17 protein-coding genes are annotated in these 18644 nt (G+C 61.2%); 5 read left to right on the top strand and 12 right to left on the bottom strand.

Going from position 1 to position 18644, the window contains the following annotated elements; translation table 11 throughout:
• Nucleotides 1–67: 67 nt before the first annotated feature.
• The gene (locus SJY21_RS02755; protein WP_377505855.1) at nucleotides 68–3739 is read left to right on the top strand and encodes a vitamin B12-dependent ribonucleotide reductase; all 3672 of its coding nucleotides are present in this window, start codon (nucleotides 68–70) and stop codon (nucleotides 3737–3739) included.
• A gap of 410 nt (nucleotides 3740–4149) precedes the next feature.
• Here the strand turns inward: SJY21_RS02755 and SJY21_RS02750 are convergent, their stop codons facing one another.
• From SJY21_RS02750 to SJY21_RS02710, 9 genes are all read right to left on the bottom strand, one after another.
• A complete protein-coding gene (locus tag SJY21_RS02750) occupies nucleotides 4150–4569 on the bottom strand; it encodes a cupin domain-containing protein (protein ID WP_377505852.1) in 420 nt (139 codons plus the stop codon).
• A complete protein-coding gene (eno, locus tag SJY21_RS02745; RefSeq protein ID WP_377505849.1) occupies nucleotides 4566–5840 on the bottom strand; it encodes a phosphopyruvate hydratase in 1275 nt (424 codons plus the stop codon). The genes SJY21_RS02750 and eno overlap by 4 nt, the downstream gene beginning before the upstream one ends.
• Before the next feature lie 51 nt (nucleotides 5841–5891).
• Nucleotides 5892–6782 (bottom strand): DMT family transporter, encoded by an 891-nt coding sequence (locus tag SJY21_RS02740; protein ID WP_377505846.1) that lies wholly within the window; start codon nucleotides 6780–6782, stop codon nucleotides 5892–5894.
• Nucleotides 6782–7471 carry an NYN domain-containing protein gene (locus SJY21_RS02735; RefSeq protein ID WP_377505843.1) on the bottom strand — a complete coding sequence of 230 codons (690 nt, stop codon included), beginning with the start codon at nucleotides 7469–7471 and terminating at the stop codon, nucleotides 6782–6784. The genes SJY21_RS02740 and SJY21_RS02735 overlap by 1 nt, the downstream gene beginning before the upstream one ends.
• Nucleotides 7471–7887, bottom strand: coding sequence for a Fur family transcriptional regulator (locus SJY21_RS02730; protein WP_377505839.1), 417 nt, complete (start codon nucleotides 7885–7887; stop codon nucleotides 7471–7473). The genes SJY21_RS02735 and SJY21_RS02730 overlap by 1 nt, the downstream gene beginning before the upstream one ends.
• A 61-nt stretch (nucleotides 7888–7948) precedes the next feature.
• Nucleotides 7949–8635: a hypothetical protein gene (locus tag SJY21_RS02725; protein WP_377505836.1), complete on the bottom strand. Its 687-nt coding sequence runs from the start codon at nucleotides 8633–8635 to the stop codon at nucleotides 7949–7951.
• A gap of 81 nt (nucleotides 8636–8716) precedes the next feature.
• A complete protein-coding gene (locus SJY21_RS02720) occupies nucleotides 8717–9358 on the bottom strand; it encodes a CorA family divalent cation transporter (protein ID WP_377513124.1) in 642 nt (213 codons plus the stop codon).
• 7 nt (nucleotides 9359–9365) lie between these two features.
• Nucleotides 9366–10613 (bottom strand): cation:proton antiporter, encoded by a 1248-nt coding sequence (locus SJY21_RS02715; RefSeq protein WP_377505833.1) that lies wholly within the window; start codon nucleotides 10611–10613, stop codon nucleotides 9366–9368.
• Between the two features lie 21 nt (nucleotides 10614–10634).
• A complete protein-coding gene (locus SJY21_RS02710) occupies nucleotides 10635–11534 on the bottom strand; it encodes a GNAT family N-acetyltransferase (protein WP_377505830.1) in 900 nt (299 codons plus the stop codon).
• Nucleotides 11535–11571: 37 nt separating this feature from the next.
• Here SJY21_RS02710 and SJY21_RS02705 point away from each other — a divergent pair, with 37 nt between their 5' ends.
• Nucleotides 11572–11721, top strand: coding sequence for a hypothetical protein (locus tag SJY21_RS02705; RefSeq protein WP_377505827.1), 150 nt, complete (start codon nucleotides 11572–11574; stop codon nucleotides 11719–11721).
• Here SJY21_RS02705 and tyrS read toward each other — a convergent pair.
• Nucleotides 11718–12971 (bottom strand): tyrosine--tRNA ligase, encoded by a 1254-nt coding sequence (gene tyrS, locus SJY21_RS02700; protein ID WP_377513122.1) that lies wholly within the window; start codon nucleotides 12969–12971, stop codon nucleotides 11718–11720. The genes SJY21_RS02705 and tyrS overlap by 4 nt on opposite strands.
• Nucleotides 12972–13032: 61 nt before the next feature.
• On the opposite strand from tyrS, the gene SJY21_RS02695 reads away from it, so the two are divergent.
• Nucleotides 13033–14127, top strand: a complete 1095-nt coding sequence (locus SJY21_RS02695) for an anhydro-N-acetylmuramic acid kinase (RefSeq protein ID WP_377505824.1) — start codon at nucleotides 13033–13035, stop codon at nucleotides 14125–14127.
• 209 nt (nucleotides 14128–14336) lie between these two features.
• Here SJY21_RS02695 and SJY21_RS02690 read toward each other — a convergent pair whose 3' ends face one another.
• The gene (locus SJY21_RS02690) at nucleotides 14337–15902 is read right to left on the bottom strand and encodes a trimethylamine methyltransferase family protein (protein ID WP_377505821.1); all 1566 of its coding nucleotides are present in this window, start codon (nucleotides 15900–15902) and stop codon (nucleotides 14337–14339) included.
• Nucleotides 15903–16341: 439 nt separating this feature from the next.
• Here SJY21_RS02690 and SJY21_RS02685 point away from each other — a divergent pair, with 439 nt between their 5' ends.
• A complete protein-coding gene (locus SJY21_RS02685; protein WP_377505818.1) occupies nucleotides 16342–16941 on the top strand; it encodes an outer membrane protein in 600 nt (199 codons plus the stop codon).
• Between the two features lie 228 nt (nucleotides 16942–17169).
• Nucleotides 17170–17772 (top strand): outer membrane protein, encoded by a 603-nt coding sequence (locus SJY21_RS02680; protein ID WP_377505815.1) that lies wholly within the window; start codon nucleotides 17170–17172, stop codon nucleotides 17770–17772.
• Between the two features lie 23 nt (nucleotides 17773–17795).
• On the opposite strand, the gene SJY21_RS02675 is transcribed toward SJY21_RS02680, so the two are convergent.
• Nucleotides 17796–18644 carry a TPM domain-containing protein gene (locus SJY21_RS02675; RefSeq protein ID WP_377505812.1) on the bottom strand — a complete coding sequence of 283 codons (849 nt, stop codon included), beginning with the start codon at nucleotides 18642–18644 and terminating at the stop codon, nucleotides 17796–17798.

Genomic DNA, 18644 nt, shown 5'->3' with positions numbered 1-18644 from the left:
CGATGCAACAGCATCGTGGACAAGGGATAGCGCTGCACAAGACAGCGCCAACGTGAGGCAAATGACGATGAAGATTGACCGTAATTTCACGAAAGCCGGACAAGACGCCTATGCAGAGCTGAATTTCAAATCAGCGACGTCCGAAATCCGAAATCCTGACGGCACCATCGTCTTCAAGCTTGAAAACTGCGAAATTCCCGAAGGTTGGAGCCAGGTGGCTTCCGATGTCATCGCGCAGAAGTATTTCCGCAAGGCGGGTGTCCCGTCAGAAATGAAGCGCGTCAAGGAAAAGGGCGTGCCGGAATTCCTGTGGCGCTCGGTTCCGGCCGATGGCGCAACCATGGGCGGCGAAACATCCGCCAAGCAGGTATTTGACCGCCTTGCCGGTGCATGGGCCTATTGGGGGTGGAAAGGTGGCTATTTCAGCACCGAAGCCGATGCACAGGCCTATTATGATGAAATGCGGTTCATGCTGGCCACGCAGCGCGCTGCGCCCAACAGCCCGCAGTGGTTCAATACCGGACTGCACTGGGCCTATGGCATCGACGGCCCCGCGCAGGGCCACCACTATGTTGATTACCAGACGGGCAAGCTGACCAAATCCACCTCGTCTTACGAACACCCCCAGCCACACGCCTGTTTCATCCAGTCGGTCGCTGACGATCTGGTCAACGACGGCGGCATCATGGACCTGTGGGTGCGCGAGGCGCGACTGTTCAAATACGGCTCCGGCACCGGCACGAACTTCTCCTCCCTGCGTGCCGCCGGTGAGAGCCTGTCGGGCGGGGGCAAGTCCTCGGGCCTGATGGGTTTCCTGAAAATCGGTGACAGGGCCGCAGGTGCGATCAAGTCGGGCGGCACCACACGGCGCGCCGCCAAGATGGTGATCGTCGATGCGGACCACCCCGACATCGAAGAATTCATCAACTGGAAGGTGCTGGAAGAACAGAAGGTCGCCAGCATCGTTGCGGGATCAAAAATGCACGAGCAAAAGCTCAATGGTATCTTTGCCGCGATCCGCACATGGGATGGTGCCGAGGCGGACGCCTATGACCCGTCGATCAACGAAGGTTTGAAAAGTGCAATTCGCGACGCGAAAAAGTCAATGATCCCCGAGACGTATATCAAGCGCGTGTTGGATTATGCAAAGCAGGGTCACACCAGCATCGAATTCCCGACCTATGATACCGATTGGGACTCCGAGGCCTACAATTCTGTTTCCGGCCAGAACTCCAACAACTCGATCCGCGTGACGGATGCGTTCCTCAAGGCTGTCGAACAGGACGGTGACTGGGATCTGATCAACCGCAAGAACGGCGAAGTTGACAAGACTATCAAGGCGCGCGACCTGTGGGAACAGGTGGGCCACGCCGCATGGGCCTGCGCCGATCCGGGCATCCAGTATCACGACACGGTCAACGATTGGCACACATGCCCCGAAGACGGCGCGATCCGCGGGTCCAACCCCTGCAGCGAATACATGTTCCTTGACGACACGGCCTGCAACCTGGCTTCGATGAACTTGCTGACCTTTTATAAGGACGGCGAATTTCAGGTCGAAGACTACATGCATGCGACCCGCCTGTGGACCGTGACGCTGGAAATCAGCGTGATGATGGCACAGTTTCCGTCCAAGGAAATCGCGCAGCGGTCTTATGATTTCCGCACGCTGGGTCTGGGCTATGCCAACATCGGCGGGCTGCTGATGAACATGGGGTTCGGCTATGACAGCGCCGAGGGGCGCGCCATGTGTGGTGCCCTGACCGCGATCATGACAGGTGTATCCTATGCCACATCCGCCGAAATGGCGGGCGAGCTGGGCGCGTTTCCGGGCTATGCCAAGAACGCCGACCACATGCTGCGGGTGATCCGCAACCACCGCAATGCCGCTTACGGCGCAACGGATGGGTATGAAAAGCTGGCGACAAAGCCGCTGGCGCTTGATCACGCCAACTGCCCCGATGCACGGCTTGTTGATCTGGCGATGGGCGCATGGGACGAAGCGTTGAAGCTGGGCGAAGTGCACGGCTATCGCAACGCGCAAGTCAGCGTCATTGCACCGACCGGCACGATCGGTCTGGTCATGGATTGCGACACCACCGGGATCGAGCCTGACTTTGCGCTGGTCAAATTCAAGAAACTTGCCGGTGGCGGCTATTTCAAGATCATCAACCAGTCGGTGCCAGCCGCCCTTGAAACCCTTGGTTACGGGTCCGCCCAGATCGAGGAAATCATCAGCTATGCGGTGGGCCACGGCACCATCGGCAACGCACCGGGCATCAACCACACCAGCCTGATCGGTCATGGCTTTGGCCCTGCGGAAATCGACAAGATCGAAGCCGCGCTGCCATCCGCGTTTGATATCCGTTTCGTGATGAACCAGTGGACGCTGGGCGAAGAGTTCTGCACCCAGACGCTGGGCATCCCTGCCGAAAAGCTGAACGACTCCACGTTCGACCTGCTGCGCCACCTTGGGTTCACACGCGCCGATGTGGAGGCCGCCAATGATCACGTCTGCGGAACCATGACGCTGGAAGGTGCGCCGCACCTCAAGACCGAACACTACTCTGTCTTTGACTGCGCCAACCCGTGTGGCAAGAAAGGCAAGCGTTTCCTGAGTGTTGACAGCCACATCTATATGATGGCCGCGGCCCAGTCGTTCATTTCCGGTGCGATTTCCAAGACGATCAACATGGCCAATGACGCCACGATCGAGGATTGCCAGAAGGCCTATGAACTGTCGTGGTCGCTGGGGATCAAGGCAAACGCACTCTATCGGGACGGATCAAAGCTGTCGCAGCCTCTGGCCGCCGCTTTGGTCGAGGATGACGACGAGGCAGCCGAAACCCTTGAAAGTGGCACAAACCACGAAAAGGCCGCGGTGCTGGCCGAAAAGATCGTCGAAAAGATCATCATCAAGGAAATCGTGCGCTCCAACCGCGAAAAGATGCCCCATCGCCGCAAGGGCTATACCCAAAAGGCGAATGTGGGCGGGCACAAGGTTTACCTGCGCACCGGCGAATACGAAGATGGCAGCCTTGGCGAGATTTTCATCGACATGCACAAGGAAGGTGCGGGTTTCCGCGCGATGATGAACAACTTTGCCATCGCCGTGTCCGTGGGCCTGCAATATGGCGTGCCGCTGGAAGAATTCGTTGATGCCTTTACCTTCACGAAGTTCGAACCGGCGGGGATGGTGCAGGGTAACGACAGCATCAAACAGGCAACGTCGATCCTTGATTACATCTTCCGCGAACTGGCTGTGTCCTATCTGGATCGCACCGATCTGGCGCATGTCAAACCCGAAGGGCATTCGTTTGATGATCTGGGGCGCGGCGAAGAAGAGGGCGTGTCCAACATTCAGGAAGTGTCGGAAAGTGCCGCATCACGCAGCCTTGAGGTGCTCAAGCAGATCAGCTCGACAGGGTATCTGCGCAAGCGTTTGCCCCAGGATCTGATGGTGCTGCAAGGCGGGGCCGGTGGCATGTCGCTGGGCAACGGGGCCGATCCTGTTGCCGCGCTGAACACGCTGGTACCCGAAGTGGCCAGCGGCGGTGTCGCGGTTGCGACCAGCACCACCGCGATGGCGACTGGCACGGTCAGCCTGACGGCGCGCGATAAGGCCAAGATGCAGGGCTACGAGGGCGAGGCTTGCGGCGAATGCGGCAACTACACCCTCGTGCGCAACGGCACATGCATGAAGTGCAACACCTGCGGCGGGACATCCGGCTGTAGCTAAATTCGGTCAAGGGGCGGGTGCGCTCGCCCCTTCACGACGTTCAGGCCGCAGGCAAAAAATCCGAGCGGTACAATAAATCGAGCCTGAACGGCGAGACTTAGCGGGGGGCTTCGGCTCCCCGTTTTTTATCTTGCGCCGGGTATGCGGGCGGATTGTGCGGTGTTTCGTTTCGAATTTGCTGCGCAAATCCGACCGACTGGGGTTTCACCCCAGACCCCAAGGGTATTTTCGGCGAGATGAAGCAGGGTAGGAGTTTGTTAACTGTGATGTGGTTGTTTGGGGATGCGGTACAGGCTGAGGAGCCGATGACCGTGCGAGGTGAAGCGTCTGAAATGGGCAATTCCCTTGGGGCGGGGCGCAACTGGTGTTTCATCTCGCCCCAAATACCCTCCGCCGGAGGCTCCGACAGATCAACCGGGAATGTCGAATCCGGCAGGCGCGAGGGTGAAGCCGGAAAACTGGAACCCCGGTGACACAGTGCAGCCCACCAGCGTCCAGTCGCCGGTTGTTTGCGCCGCTTGCCAGTGCCCTTGCGGGACGATGATTTGCGGTGCCTCGCCATTGATCAGGTCGGGGCCAAGGCGATGGGCCGATGCCGGCCCGTTGTCGTTGCTTGCCATACGCAGGAGTAGTGGCGCACCCGCATAATAGTGCCAGATTTCAACGGCATCGACGTGATGCCAGTGGCTTGCGCCGCCATCGCGCAGCAGAAAGTAGATGCAGGTGCCGGTCGGGCGGCCTTCGTTTTCGGCCACCCATGACTGGCGATAGAACCCGCCCTCGGGATGGGGGGCAAGGTTCAGCTGTGCGATGATCTGGTCAGCGGTCACTTGAGAATGCTGCGCCCTGCATAAGTCGCTGTTTCACCCAGCATTTCCTCGATCCGGATCAACTGGTTGTATTTTGCCAGCCGGTCCGAGCGCGAGAGCGAGCCGGTCTTGATCTGTCCGCAATTCGTCGCAACGGCCAGATCGGCAATGGTCGCATCCTCGGTTTCGCCAGACCGGTGCGACATCACGTTGGTGAACCGCGCACGGTGCGCCATGTCGACGGCTTGCAGCGTTTCGGTCAGCGTGCCGATCTGGTTGACCTTGACCAGCATGGAATTGGCGCTGCCCTTGGCGATGCCATCGGCCAGACGGGCAGGGTTGGTCACGAACAGGTCGTCACCGACCAGTTGCACCTTGTCGCCGATCTTGTCGGTCAGCATTTTCCAGCCGTCCCAGTCATCCTCGCTCATGCCGTCCTCGATGCTGATAATCGGATAATCGGCGGCCAGTTTCGCCAGATAATCGGCGTTTTCAGCAGAGGTCAGCGACACACCTTCGCCTTTCATCTCGTATTTGCCGCCCTTGTAGTATTCGGTCGCGGCGCAATCGAGCGCGAGGTAAACGTCGCTGCCCGGCGTATAGCCTGCCTTCTTGATCGAGGTCATGATGAAATCAAGCGCATCACGGGTGCTGGCCAGATTGGGGGCAAAGCCGCCTTCGTCGCCGATACCGGTGTTGTGGCCGGCCGCGCTCAGTTCCTTTTTGAGGGTGTGGAACACTTCGGCGCCCATGCGGATCGCTTCGCGGATGTTGTCCGCGGCCACGGGCATGATCATGAATTCCTGAATATCAATAGGATTATCAGCATGTTCGCCGCCGTTGATGATGTTCATCATCGGCACGGGCAGCACCCGCGCGGATGTGCCGCCGATGTAGCGGAACAGGGGCTGTTCGCAGTAGTCAGCCGCCGCCTTGGCCACGGCCAGCGACACGCCCAGAATTGCGTTTGCCCCAAGACGGCCCTTGTTGGGGGTGCCGTCCAGTTCGATCATTGCCATGTCGACGGCAACCTGTTCGGTGGCGTCAAAGCCGACGATGGCCTCGGCGATTTCACCGTTAACGGCCTCGACCGCTTGCAACACGCCTTTGCCCATGTAGCGGGCCTTGTCGCCGTCACGTTTTTCGACAGCTTCATGCGCGCCGGTTGATGCGCCCGATGGCACAGCGGCGCGCCCCATTGTGCCGTCTTCAAGTGTCACATCGACCTCGACGGTGGGGTTGCCACGGCTGTCAAGAATTTCGCGGGCGTAAACGTCGATGATGATGCTCATGGCGGGGTCCTTTTGGGGTTTGTTAGCGCAAACAGGGTGCGATTCAACTTCCTATACCGCCTTGGCGGCCTTAGGGGAAGTGCGGCGCAAACGGGCTTCGCGCACAAGCGTGTAGATGCCCGATGCAATGACGATGGCCGCGCCCAGCAGCATGATACCGTCGGGCCGCTCGTTCAGCACGATCATGGCCAGAACAAGCGCAAAGACCAGCCGCGAATAGCGGAACGGGGCGACGATTGCGACATCACCGATCCGCGTGGCCGCGACGATCAGCAGATAGGCACCAACCCCGATCACGGCGCAGATGGCCAGACGGGCGAAATTGAGGGCGTCGGGTGTAACCCAGTCATGCCCCGTGGCCCACATCAGCAAAAATCCCGCAGGGGTGATTGCCGCAAAAGTGTGCAGCGACAGATGCAGCCCCGACATGCCCGTGGGCAGGGCGCGGGTGGCAATGTCGCGCCCGGCCAGGCCGATGGTGCCGATCACGGCCAGCAGTGACAGGGGATCGAACGCTTCAAGCCCCGGCCGGATGATCAGCAAAACACCGGCAAAGCCGATGCAGATCGCGCTCCACCGCCGCCAGCCCACGGCCTGACCCAGAAACAGTGCACCACCCAGTGTCACCACCAACGGGGCCGCCTGCAAAATCGCCGAGGCGGTCGAAAGCGGGATCAGAGTGATCGCCGTGACGAAACACAAGGATGCCCCCACATCCAACGCCGTGCGCAGCAGGACCAGCGGGTGCAGATAGGTATCCGTCCACAGGCGCGCGCCGCGCAGCCGCAAGATGGCCATGACGATCAGCGCACCACCGGCCGCCAACAGCGAGATGATTTGCCCGCTCGACATCACGGACGAGATCAGCTTGATAAACAGATCCTCGACCGCAAAGGCGGCCATGGCCGCGACCATCAAAAGGGCGCCGCGCAGGTTGTCCATCAGGGTTTGAGCCGGATCATCAACTGGCTGCCGTTCTGTCTGGTCTCGATCTGCGGGATCGCCTTGACCAGTGACGACAGTTTGCCGTGCCCATAGGTGCGCGTATCGAAATCGGGGTGGGCGGCCTGAATGGTGCTGCCGATCCCGCCAAGGTGATACCATTCATCATCCTGATCGCTTTTGGCGATGGCATCCCGAAAGAACTTCATCGCCTTGGACGCGGCGGGTGTTTTCGTTGTGGCGGCAGGCGTTTCGATCAGGTTTTCAATCAGGATAAAGCGGTTGCAGACGTTGCGCAGGCTGTCGGGCGTCTTGCCCTCGCCGATGCCGATCACAGTGCGCCCGTCCTCGCGCAGGCGGTTGGCAAGGGCGGTGAAATCACTGTCGGAGGACACAAGGACGAAACCGTCGAACTTGCCGCTGTGCAAAATATCCATCGCGTCGATCACAAGGCCGATGTCGCTGGCATTCTTGCCCTTGGTGTTGGCGGTTTCCTGTCGCGCGACCAGCCCAAGTGCCGGAATTTTCGCCGCCCAACCGCGCAAGCCGTCTGCCGACCAGTCGCCATAGACGCGCCGCAATGCCAGTTCACCGATCCGCGCGATCTCTTCAAGGATCGCCTCGGCGTGTTTGGCGGGCACATTGTCGGCGTCGATCAGGACAGCCAATAGGGGGCGGGGGTCGGCCATCAGCTGTCTTTCTTTTTGGGCACGCCGTAAAGTTCCAGCCGGTGCCCTTTCAACGTATAGCCCAGTTTCGCGGCGATCTTTTCCTGCAGGGCTTCGATTTCGGGGTCGACGAATTCGATCACCTCGCCGGAATTCATGTCGATCAGGTGGTCATGGTGTTCGCGGTCGGCCGTTTCGTAACGCGCGCGCCCGTCACCGAATTCGTGCTTTTCCAGAATGCCGGATTCCTCGAACAGCTTGACCGTGCGGTAAACCGTGGCCAGCGAAATGCGCGGATCGGCGGCACTGGCGCGGGCATAGAGTTCTTCCACATCGGGGTGGTCATCGGCGGCTTCCAGCACGCTGGCAATCGTGCGGCGCTGGTCGGTCATGCGCAGCCCGCTTGCCTCGCAGCGTGAAAGAATGTTGTCAGCCATCGCGCCTGTTCCTTTGCCCTGGGGCAGGTTTAGCGAAACAGGCGCGCGGTTGCCAGTGCACTTATTCCGCGATGGCCTGGGTGATGCACAGGGTGCCATCGGTTGGCGCAAGCACCACATCACCGCTGGCTTCTCGGGTGACGCGCACAGGGGCGGCAGGGCCGAAAAAGGCGGGCACATCGTCCAGAAGCGAGATTCGAAAGCGGTTCGCCTCGGTGCAGGCCGTGGGCAAGGCGGCAGGCAGTGCCGGCAGGATCATCGCCATAGTATAGCTGCCGGAATCGCCGCGATTGCAGGCGTTGTCACCCGAACAGTCAAGTTCGCGAAACCGAAAGACCAGTGTTATTTCGGACCCGCGCGCCATGTTGACCCACAGATCGTCCAGGCCATCGGGGCGGGGCGCGGCGATCCGCACCCGATCGGGATCGTCGATTTCAATGTAGGTGCCATTGCTGTCGCGCCCGCTTGCGGGGGTCAGCATCGCGGGGGTCAGCTCGAAGGTGTTGAATTCGCCTTCGGCACGCACCTCGACCCAGATGCGGTGCAGCTCGCCGATGCGGCTGCGTCTGTCGCCAGTCTTGCGCACGACAAATGTTGTCAGATCCTGCAGGTTGATCCGCAGGCTGTCGGGGGTGACGGTGTGGGTGTGGCTTTCGCTTAACAGGCCCGTGTGGTTGACGGACCAAGCGGTCAACGCACTGGCGCTGGCAATCAGCGCCGCGCAAGCAAGCGGTAGAACGGGTTTCATGGAAATCGCCTTTCACAAAGGATCAATCCGCGCAGCATAGCATATCCTGGGCACAGGCCCGTTACGGGTATTCCCGACCTGTCAAAGCCAGCGTTTCCAGCGCAACAAGGCCCAGCCCGCCAGAATGATCACGCCCATTGCGATGCACAGCGCCGCAAAGGCCCAAGGCTGATCGGCACCGGGCATGCCCGCCAGATTCACGCCAAACAGCCCCGTGATCACCCCAAGCGGCAAGAATATCCCCGCGATCACCGACAAGACATAGCTGTTGCGCCCCATGCGCGTGGTTTGGGCCATGTGCATATGATCGGCGAGGGCCGTGAGCCGTTCGCGGACTTCGTGCAGTTCCTCGTCGGTGCGGGTGGCGCGGTTGGCGCTGTCGCGCAAGGCTGCCCGCAGGGCGCGCGGGAACAGAGCGGTTTCAAGGCGCGCCAGATCATGCAGCGCGGCGGTCTGCGGCCCCACATGGCGGCGCAGCTTGATCACCTGGCGGCGCAACGGCGCCAGATCGGGCAAGGTGGGCGCGTCGCCCTCATAGACCGCATCCCCCATCGCATCGGCAAGGTCATCAAGCGCCAGCGAGGTGCTTTCGATCCGCGCCACAAGCCCCGTGGCAAGGGCCGCAACAAACGCCCCCACCGATGGTGGCGCAGCGTTGGCAAGGGCGGCCTGGCGCAGATCGTCCACCGCAAAGACGCGGCGGCGGCAATACCAAAGGCGCAGATCGGGGTTATCGCAGTTCGGGCGCGCGGCCCAGCCGTTCGGCCAGCCCAGCCACGGTCAGCCCCTGCACGATGATCGAAAAGATCACCACGATATAGGTGGCCGTCAGGATCAGCGGTTTCCATTCACCATCGGGCAGGGACAGCGCCAGCGCAACCGATATCCCGCCTTTCAGCCCGCCCCAGGTCATGATCGGGATCACCCCTTGGGAAAAGTCGCGAAACGGTTTCAGCATCAACACTGGCACGGACACGGCGGCCAGTCGGGCAAACAGCGCCAGCGCAATCGCCGCAAAGCCGGACCACAGATAGGATGTGTCAAAGGCCACGGCGAACACCTCGAATCCGATCATCAGGAACAGCACCGCGTTCAGGATTTCATCAACCAGTTTCCAGAAGGCATCGACATAGCGGCGGGTTTCTTCGGACATGCCGTGTTTCGTGCCGATATCGCCAATCAGCAGCCCCGCGCACACCGCCATGATCGGCGCGCTGACGTGCAGCCAGACGGCCAGTTCATAACCACCGAACGCAAGGCCTAGGGTAATCAGAACCTCAAGCGAATAATCATCAATGCGGCGCATCACGCGAAATGTCAGCCAGCCAAGGGTCAGGCCCAATGCGGCGCCGCCAAGGGCCTCTTGCACAAACAACTGTCCCGCAGCGGCCAGCCCCGATCCGTGTGCATCCCCGTGCGGAAAGGCCAGCCCGACCAGCACCAGAAATACCACATAGGCCACGCCATCGTTGAACAGGCTTTCACCGGCGATCTTGGTTTCAAGGGACTTGCGCAAATCCGCCTCGCGTAGCACGCCCAGCACGGCGACCGGATCGGTCGGGGAAATCAGCGACCCGAAGACCAGCGCGATCATCAGCGGCATCCCCGTCAGCCAGCTGAACCCGACCCCGACAATCGTGGTCGACAGGGCAATCCCCAGGGTCGCCATCAGCATCACCACGACCCATTCGCGCCGCAGATCGCACAGTTTCACATGCAAGGCACCGGCAAACAGCAACAGCCCCAGCATCCCTTCAAGCAGGGCATCGGAAAATTCAATCTCAAGCACTTGCGCGCGGATCGCTTCTTCGACCGTGAGGGCAGGGAAAAACCAGTCGGTGATGATAATGCCAAAGGACGCCAGCAGCGCGACCACCAGAATGCCAATCGCCGAGGGCAGGCGCAAAAACAGGTAGTTGATCGTGCCGAACGCCCCCGCCAGCACAATCAGGAGCGAGGTAATTTGCAGCAATGTCATGGGCTGTCCCGATCTGTTTGATCAGGCTCTAGCATGTGCCGCGTGCCGCGGCCAGCGCAACCCAAAGTCGGGCAGGCGCAGCCATGTGCCACCTGTTGCGCGCAGCGTTGCGCCCGCGCCAATCTTGAAGCGGGCAAGGCCAGGATTGGTCTGCGTGTCCACTGTCCCAAGGTCAAGCCGGACATGGCCCTGATCTGCCAGCCACGCCATTGCCGCATGCAGGATCAGGTTGTGTGCGCCTGTCGCACGCCCCTGCGGCCCGCTCCACCCCATATGATAGGTTGCAACTGGGCCATGGCACAGGAACAGCATGGCCGCGACAGGTGTCTGGCCGTCACGGGCCGTGATCACGCGCACCTGCGCGGGGTGTGCGGCCGCATAGGCCAGCGTGATCGCGGCGGGCAGGGCGCGATAACCACGCGCCTTTTGCTGGGCACGTTCGGCCAGCAAAAGCCAGCCATGTCTGTCGCTGTCAAAGATGTCATGTTGCAAGGTCAGCGGTGCCGACCGCGCCTTGACCAGCCGGTTGCGCCATTTTGGATGCATCGCGGCACAGAGATCGCCGCGCAGGTCCACCTCGGCCAGATGCGCCGCGCTGATGATCTGGTGAAACCCCGCGCCCTTGGGAATACCTTCGTTTGCATTGACGATCCGCAGGCCGCGTTTGCCAAGCGCGCGCAGCATGTCGCGGCGCAGGTGTGGCGGGGTATCCGCGCACCACACCGGCCCGCACGAGGCCAAGGCAACGCGCCCCAAGGGGCCAAACCTGCGCGAGATCAGCTGCACGTGGCCAATCCGGCGCGCACCATCTTGCAAGGCCAGACTGGTCACATCGCGGCCCATGCGCGCCAATGCATCCGCGAAAAACGGGTGTTGTTGCAGCGGCAAGATCGCGTCAGGCGGCGGGCGGGCAGGTTTCATGTCCATTGCCACCGTTAAGACAGTGGAAACCTAATGCGTGGTTAATGACCGCGTGAAAAAACGCGAATCCCAAGTTTACGGGCAGGTCGCGCCTGCGCCCAGGTTAACCCCCATTGGCGCGGCGCTGCTTGCCTTGGCGGTGGCGCTGCCCGCAGGGGCTGTGCTGGCACTGATCGACTGGCTTTAGCCCAGTTGCACCAGCGCGTGGCGCTTTTTGCCCGCCGACAGTTTCATCGGGCTGGCAAGGGCGCTTGCATCTACCATCAGTCCGGCATCGGTCAACGGTTCGTCATTTACCCGCGCACCGTTTTCAGCGATCAGGCGCTTGGCCTCCTTGCCGCTGCCCGCAAGGCCGGATTTCACGATCAATTGCACGATCGACATGCCATCGCCAAGGTCGGCCGCTGACAGGGTCAGCGTGGGCAGGTCATCACCTACACCGCCCTTTTCGAACACTTCACGTGCGGTTTCTTCGGCGGCGGCGGCAGCATCAGCTCCGTGCAGTAATGTTGTGACTTCATTGGCCAAAATGATCTTGGCCTCGTTGATGTCGGCGCCCTCCAGCGCGCCAAGACGGTCGCATTCCTCAAGCGGCATTTCAGTATAGAGCTTGAGGAACCGGCCAACATCCGCATCAGTCGTGTTGCGCCAGAACTGCCAGAATTCATAGGGCGCGACCATATCCGCGTTCAGCCATACGGCACCGTCCTGCGACTTGCCCATCTTCTTGCCATCGCTGGTGGTCAGCAAGGGTGACGTCAGCCCGTAAATCTCGTGATCAAGAACGCGGCGGGTCAGGTCGATCCCGTTGACGATATTGCCCCACTGGTCGCTGCCACCCATCTGGAGCAGACAGCCGTAACGGCGGTTTAGCTCAAGAAAATCATAGGCTTGCAGGATCATGTAGTTGAATTCAAGGAACGACAGCGACTGCTCACGATCCAGCCGCGATTTGACGCTTTCAAACGCAAGCATCCGGTTGACGGAAAAATGCCGCCCGATGTCACGCAGGAAATCAAGGTAGTTCAGCCCGTCCAGCCATTCGGCATTATTCAGCATCAGCGCCTTGTTCGGCGCGTCGGTGTCGTAATCAATATAGGCCGCGAACACCTGCTTGATCCCTGCGATATTGTCGTCGATCTGGTCGGGCGTCAGCAACGGGCGCTCATCGGCGCGAAAGCTGGGGTCGCCCACCTTCGTCGTCCCGCCCCCCATCAGGGTGATCGGCTGATGGCCGGTCTTTTGCAGCCAGCGCAGCATCATGATCTGGATCAGGCTGCCCACGTGCAGCGATTTGGCCGTGGCATCAAAGCCAATATAGGCAGGCACCACGCCCTTGCTGAACGCCTCGTCCAGCGCCTGATAATCCGTGCAATCGGCCAGAAAGCCGCGTTCAATCATGACGGTCATGAAATCGGATTTGGGGTGGTAGGTCATAGCTTGCCTCTGCATCGGGTTCGGGGCATCTATAAGGGGCAGTTTGGCCAAGGGAAAGTGCATGTTGAAATCTGGCACGGTGCGCGCCCTTGGGGCGATGTCTGGAACCTCGCTTGACGGGGTCGACGTGGCAGTGATCGACACGGACGGGCACAGCATTTCCGGCTTTGGCGACACGGGCTATCACCCCTATTCCAAGGCCGAGCGCACGGTTTTGCACGGCGCGCTGGGGCAATGGCAGAGTCAGGTCGGTGATGATGTTATCGCCTTGATCGAAGATACGCATGTCACCGCGATGGCGGGCTTCGAGGGCGTCGATCTGGCCGGGTTCCACGGCCAGACACTGGCCCATGATCCCGGCGGGCGCGGGACCCATCAAGCGGGCGACGGGCAGCGGATTGCCAACCGTCTGGGCCTGCCCGTGGTCTGGGATTTTCGCAGCGCGGATGTGCGCCTTGGCGGGCAGGGCGCGCCGCTTGCGCCGTTCTATCATTTCGCGCTGGCAAAATGGATCGGGGCAGACGGGCCGGTTGCATTCCTCAATCTTGGCGGGGTTGGCAATCTTACCTGGGTCGACCCGTCCAAACCCGTCCCAGAAAGTGACGGCGCGTTGCTCGCATTTGATACCGGCCCCGCGAATGCGCCGATCAACGATCTGATGCAGCAACGGCTGGGGCAACCCTATGACAAGGACGGCGAACTCGCCGCGCGCGGCACGGTCGTTACCGGCGCGCTCGAGCTGTTTCTGGACGATCCCTATTTCTACAAGATGCCGCCCAAGTCACTGGATCGCAACGCTTTTGACCAGATGTTGGACCTTGTGCGCGAGTTGGACGATGCGGATGCGGCCGCCACGATGACAGGCATGGCCGCCAGTGCGGTGATGCGCGCGATGGAACATTGTCCCGCACCGCCCGATCGCGTTTTGGTCTGCGGTGGCGGACGCAAAAACCCGACGATGATGGCGATGCTGCAAGCCGGGCTCGATTGCCCTGTGCAGCCGGTCGAGGACGCGGGCCTTGACGGTGACATGATCGAAGCACAGGCCTTTGCCTATCTGGCGGTGCGCGTGGCCAAGGGGCTGCCTACATCCTGCACCAGCACCACGGGCGTGCGCGCCGCTGTGGGCGGCGGAATCCTCAGCCGTCCTGATTGAGTATTTCCGAACAAAAGAAGTTAGGGTTGCGTTAACCATGCCACGTTAGGCTGGCGGCGCGGAACAGGCTGGAGAGCCGATGGCCGTAACAAGAGAAGGCCCCCCGAATACGCCGCGCGATTGACGGGGGGCTGATCCCTTCTTTTGTTCAAAAATACCTCTGGGGGAGTCGCGGAACGCGACGGGGGCAAGGCCCCCAAAAACCCCATTCAGCGCGGCAGGTGAATGGTGAACCGCGCGCGGATCGCGGCGTCCAGATCGGGGGCAAACTGCGCTGCGCTGGTGGTTGCAAGTATCCGTTCCTTGGTTGCAATCGCGTTTTCGATCAGGTCGGGTTTGTCCTTTTCCGCCCATTCCTTGGGTGACATCCGGTTGCCAAGTGCTGGGTAAACATGATCGCTTTCCATCCGGCCAAGGGTCTGTTCGGTGCCAAGGTAATGCCCCGGTCCCCCCAGACAGACCGCCCGCATCTGGTCCAGCGCAAGGGTTTCGTCGTCCACTTCGATCCCGCGCACGCAGCGCAGGGCCTGGCCGATCAAATCATCGCCCAAAATCAGGCTTTCATGGCAGAACCCCAGTAGCGAGGCATGCATGCCCGCAGCCTCGTAAACCATGTTCAACCCTGACAGCCCGGCCATGACGTTGGAACACATCTGTTCCCATCCCGCCTGCATGTCGGGCAGTTTGCTGTCGGCGATCCCTGCCGCCGCACCGCCCGGAAGGCCATAGAACCGGTGCATCTGCGCGCAGCCCGCTGTCAACAGCGCCTGTTCGCCCGACCCGCCGGTCATCGCGCCGGTGCGCAGGTCCAACCCGAAGGGCCAGGTGCCGAACACGGCCGGATGGCCGGGGGCCATGGCATTGACATAGACGATCCCGGCAAGGCATTCGGCCACGGCCTGCACGATCGCGCCGGCGATGGTTGATGGTGCTGTGGCGCCGGACATGCCCGCCGACAACAGCAGCACCGGCATGCCTGCGCGGATGCAGTTTTCCATCACCTCGCAGGCTTCGGTCGCAAAGCGCATGGGCGGCACCACAAAGCAGTTCGAATTGCTGAGGAAGGGGCGCGCGCGCCACGCGGCCTCGCCACCCGCGATCATGTGCAGCATGTCGATGCAGGGGGCCACATGGGCGGGTTCCACAAAGGAGGTGCCGATGTGTTTGGTGGTGCCGCTGGTCGTGGCATAGACGGTGTTGAGGTCCATTTCCAGGTTATCAAGGATATCGCGGCAGACCATGGGCCGTTGCAGGAAATGGATATTGTCGAGTGTGTCGACGATCCGCGCCGCGTCAAACAGATCCTGCACCGTGCTTTCGCGGTAGTTGCGCCCCGCAACATCGACCATATGCACCGCCGCGCCTGCGGTGCCGTAATGGACGCGGGTGCCTGACAGGTCCAGATCATGGGCCGGATCGCGCCCGCACAGCGTCACGTCGCGGTTTGCGATTGCCAGCATGTCCTCGACCAAAGCGCGGGGAAAACGGATGCGCCCGTCATCGCCCTGCACGGCCCCCGCGCCGGTCAGGATCGCCACGCCGCTGGGGGGCGCATCGGCCAGCCCGATCTCTTCAAGGGCGGTCAGGGCGGCGGCGTGGATGCGTGCCACATCGGCATCCGACAGGGGTTTGTATTGTCCGCCCGACAATCCGGGCCGCACGGGGCGCATATCATCGGACAGTTTGGCGGCGCGGCTGGCATGGCGCGCGGCGCGCCCACCCGAACGGGTCGGGCGCGGGGTCGGGTTCTTGGACGGGTAGGTGACATCGGTCATTTTCGGTCTCGCTTTTGTAAGGGGTCGTGACGGGCGGCTGTCAGCGCGCCTGTGGTCGCCCCCTTGCGGCGCGCCCGCGCCGTGCGCCGATCGTGCGCAAGACAATTCCGATGCAAGATGCAGGGTTTAGATGCACGGCGGACCTTCTTTCAAGCTGTGTCCAGCCTTGCGGCGAAGCCCCAGCGCGTCTTGCCCGTTTGCGACCCGTGGTCGCTTTTGGCCCATCGGCGGAATTCCGGTGCCATCGGCAGGAAGATGCCACCGCGATTTGCTGCGCTGCAAAGTGCCGAGCCATCCCGCCTGAACCGGCAGTTTGATGCCCAAACACCTAACGTTTCTGTGAGGTTATAGCCCCGCGCCGGTTTCGGCCCCAAGTGTCCCTTGCGCAGTCGGACTGGCTGGCTGCGACGAAATTCAACTTATGGATGGAGACATCAACATGCGCACGACACTTCTTGCAGGCCTTGCAACTTTCGCGCTCGCCGCGCCCGCCTTTGCCGGCGGTATGGACGAGCCAATCACCACACCGGCCCCGGCGCCGATGCCCGCCCCGATGCCGGTGGCATCCTCCGACTGGAGCGGGTTTTACGCCGGTGGATCGCTGGGGTATGGCGATGTCACGGGCAGCGCCACCCTTGGTGACGATGTGAACGGCGTCACCTACGGGATCCACGGCGGGTATCTTTACGACCTTGGCAACTATGTTGTCGGTGGCGAACTGGAATTCGAAGGTGGCAATATCACCGACGATGTCGCCGGTCTGGACGTTGACAGCGTCGCCCGCCTGAAGTTCCGTGCCGGTTATGATGCCGGTCAGTGGTTGCCTTACGTGACCATTGGTGCCGCGCAGCTGACGACCTCGGGTGCAATTGACGACAATGACACCGGCGCATTCTACGGCATCGGTGCCGATTATCAGGTCAGCGACCGGATGCGTGTGGGCGCAGAAGTCTTGCAGCATGAATTTGACGATTTTGCCGGCAGCGGCATCGACGTTGATGCCACGACACTGGCCGCGCGCGTGTCGTTCCAGTTCTAAGTGGTTCGCAGCGGGGCCGGATTTCCCCAAATCCTCCCCCCCAATTACATCCCCGCTGCAACAGAACGGCGCATCCCACCCGGTGCGCCGTTCGCATTTTCTGCGCTGATCGGCAGTTTATGGCCGCATTGCTTAGCGTGGGCTGGATCAGGCACCTTCTCCTCCTTTATCATGTGCCTATCGCCCTTCGGGTGTCTCCTTGGGGCAATTTCAAAAAGGAGAGATTTCATGTCAAAGCGTTTACTTGTTATCCCCGCCCTGTTGGGCGCCTGCCTTGCCACCAATGCATTCGCCGGTGGCTTGGCTGATCCCGTCATTCCTGTGCCAGTTGCACCCCCGCCCGCACCCGTGATCGGTGAATGGACGGGTTTTTATCTGGGTGGCCAATACGGCACCGGCCATCTGGAAGAAGTGCCAAACGGCGTTGATGAAAACGGCGCGATCTATGGTGTGCATGCCGGTTACATGTATGATTTCGGCGACTGGGTGCTGGGCGGCGAAGTTGACTATGACTGGACCGATATCGTGGACGAGGGCGCGATTGACGGCGCGCTGGATTACATCGCGCGCGCCAAGCTGCGGGTCGGCTATGATCTGGGTGATGCGTTGCCCTATTTCACGGCCGGTATGGCCCAGGCCCAGTTCAGCGATCCGGGCATCACGACAATCAGCGACACAGGTTATTTCTACGGGCTTGGTCTTGCCTATAAGGTGCGCCCGAATGTATTGGTCGGCGGGGAATACCTGCACCACGAGTTTGACGATTTCGACGGCACGGGGCTAAGCCCGACCGTCGATACCTTTAGTCTGCGGGTGTCATACGCGTTCTAGGAGTTGCGTGTGCCGGCGGCGGGTTACCATTTGCCGCTGGCGCCACCGTCTCCTGATTTGCCACCGCCGAATTTTTCGTCATCGTCGGGTTTGGCCGCAACCATCGGGATGACAAAGGGCGTTGCGGTTGTATGACCACACGACAGGCAAGTGATGCGGTTTTCGCCGCGTCCTTCGGCCATTTCGCTGGCCGCTTGCAGGGTGATGCGCTCGCGCTTTAATCCAGGCTTGCCGCATTGCGGGCAGGGTTCTTTGGCCAGACGCGCGGCGCGCACACGGCTCCAGCCGAACAGGCCCGCGATGATCGCACCGATCGGGCCAAGGATGGCCCAGATGCCAAGCCCGCCGCCTTCGCCACCGCCGCTTGATGGCCCGCCCGCATGAAACGGCGCAACGATGCGGGTGTTGATCCCGTCGATGCCGCTGGCAATTCCGGCGGCGAAATCGCCGTTGCGAAAGACCGGCAGGATATCTTCGTCAATCACGCGCGCTGCGGCACTGTCCCAGTCGCTGCCATAGGCATCGCCCAAGGTGATCGCCAGTTCGCGGTCATCGCGAAACACCAGCAGCAGCACACCTGTATCCGCGCCCTCTGCCCCGATGCCCCATGCATCGAACAGCGCCTTGCCATAGGTCTTGATGTCGGTGCCTTGGGCATAGAACTGCACCGATGACAGGGTCAGCAGCGTGACTTCGGCCCCCGTTTCGGTGCGCATGGTTTCAAGGGTTTCGGTCAGGCGGGCCGCGCTGGCGTCATCCAGCATTTCGGCGTAATCATTGACCAGACTGGTCGTGGGTGTGGGATAGGTTTGGGCGTCTGCACCCACGGTCAGCCCGAAAATCAGGCCCAAAACAGTGATAAATCGCAACAT

This window comes from Octadecabacter sp. R77987 (assembly GCF_042466115.1).
Lineage (GTDB): Bacteria > Pseudomonadota > Alphaproteobacteria > Rhodobacterales > Rhodobacteraceae > SW4.
Note: the sequence above shows the minus strand (reverse complement) of the source record. Positions and strands in the feature narration are given on the sequence as shown.

What these genes read in the sequence shown, in the direction of transcription:
- SJY21_RS02755 (WP_377505855.1), top strand. Translation starts at nt 68, where the DNA reads ATGAAGATTGACCGTAATTTCACGAAAGCCGGACAAGACGCCTATGCA.
- eno (WP_377505849.1), bottom strand. Translation starts at nt 5,840, where the DNA reads ATGAGCATCATCATCGACGTTTACGCCCGCGAAATTCTTGACAGCCGT.
- SJY21_RS02740 (WP_377505846.1), bottom strand. Translation starts at nt 6,782, where the DNA reads ATGGACAACCTGCGCGGCGCCCTTTTGATGGTCGCGGCCATGGCCGCC.
- SJY21_RS02735 (WP_377505843.1), bottom strand. Translation starts at nt 7,471, where the DNA reads ATGGCCGACCCCCGCCCCCTATTGGCTGTCCTGATCGACGCCGACAAT.
- SJY21_RS02730 (WP_377505839.1), bottom strand. Translation starts at nt 7,887, where the DNA reads ATGGCTGACAACATTCTTTCACGCTGCGAGGCAAGCGGGCTGCGCATG.
- SJY21_RS02725 (WP_377505836.1), bottom strand. Translation starts at nt 8,635, where the DNA reads ATGAAACCCGTTCTACCGCTTGCTTGCGCGGCGCTGATTGCCAGCGCC.
- SJY21_RS02715 (WP_377505833.1), bottom strand. Translation starts at nt 10,613, where the DNA reads ATGACATTGCTGCAAATTACCTCGCTCCTGATTGTGCTGGCGGGGGCG.
- SJY21_RS02710 (WP_377505830.1), bottom strand. Translation starts at nt 11,534, where the DNA reads ATGAAACCTGCCCGCCCGCCGCCTGACGCGATCTTGCCGCTGCAACAA.
- tyrS (WP_377513122.1), bottom strand. Translation starts at nt 12,971, where the DNA reads ATGACCTACCACCCCAAATCCGATTTCATGACCGTCATGATTGAACGC.
- SJY21_RS02695 (WP_377505824.1), top strand. Translation starts at nt 13,033, where the DNA reads ATGTTGAAATCTGGCACGGTGCGCGCCCTTGGGGCGATGTCTGGAACC.
- SJY21_RS02690 (WP_377505821.1), bottom strand. Translation starts at nt 15,902, where the DNA reads ATGACCGATGTCACCTACCCGTCCAAGAACCCGACCCCGCGCCCGACC.
- SJY21_RS02685 (WP_377505818.1), top strand. Translation starts at nt 16,342, where the DNA reads ATGCGCACGACACTTCTTGCAGGCCTTGCAACTTTCGCGCTCGCCGCG.
- SJY21_RS02680 (WP_377505815.1), top strand. Translation starts at nt 17,170, where the DNA reads ATGTCAAAGCGTTTACTTGTTATCCCCGCCCTGTTGGGCGCCTGCCTT.
- SJY21_RS02675 (WP_377505812.1), bottom strand. Translation starts at nt 18,644, where the DNA reads ATGTTGCGATTTATCACTGTTTTGGGCCTGATTTTCGGGCTGACCGTG.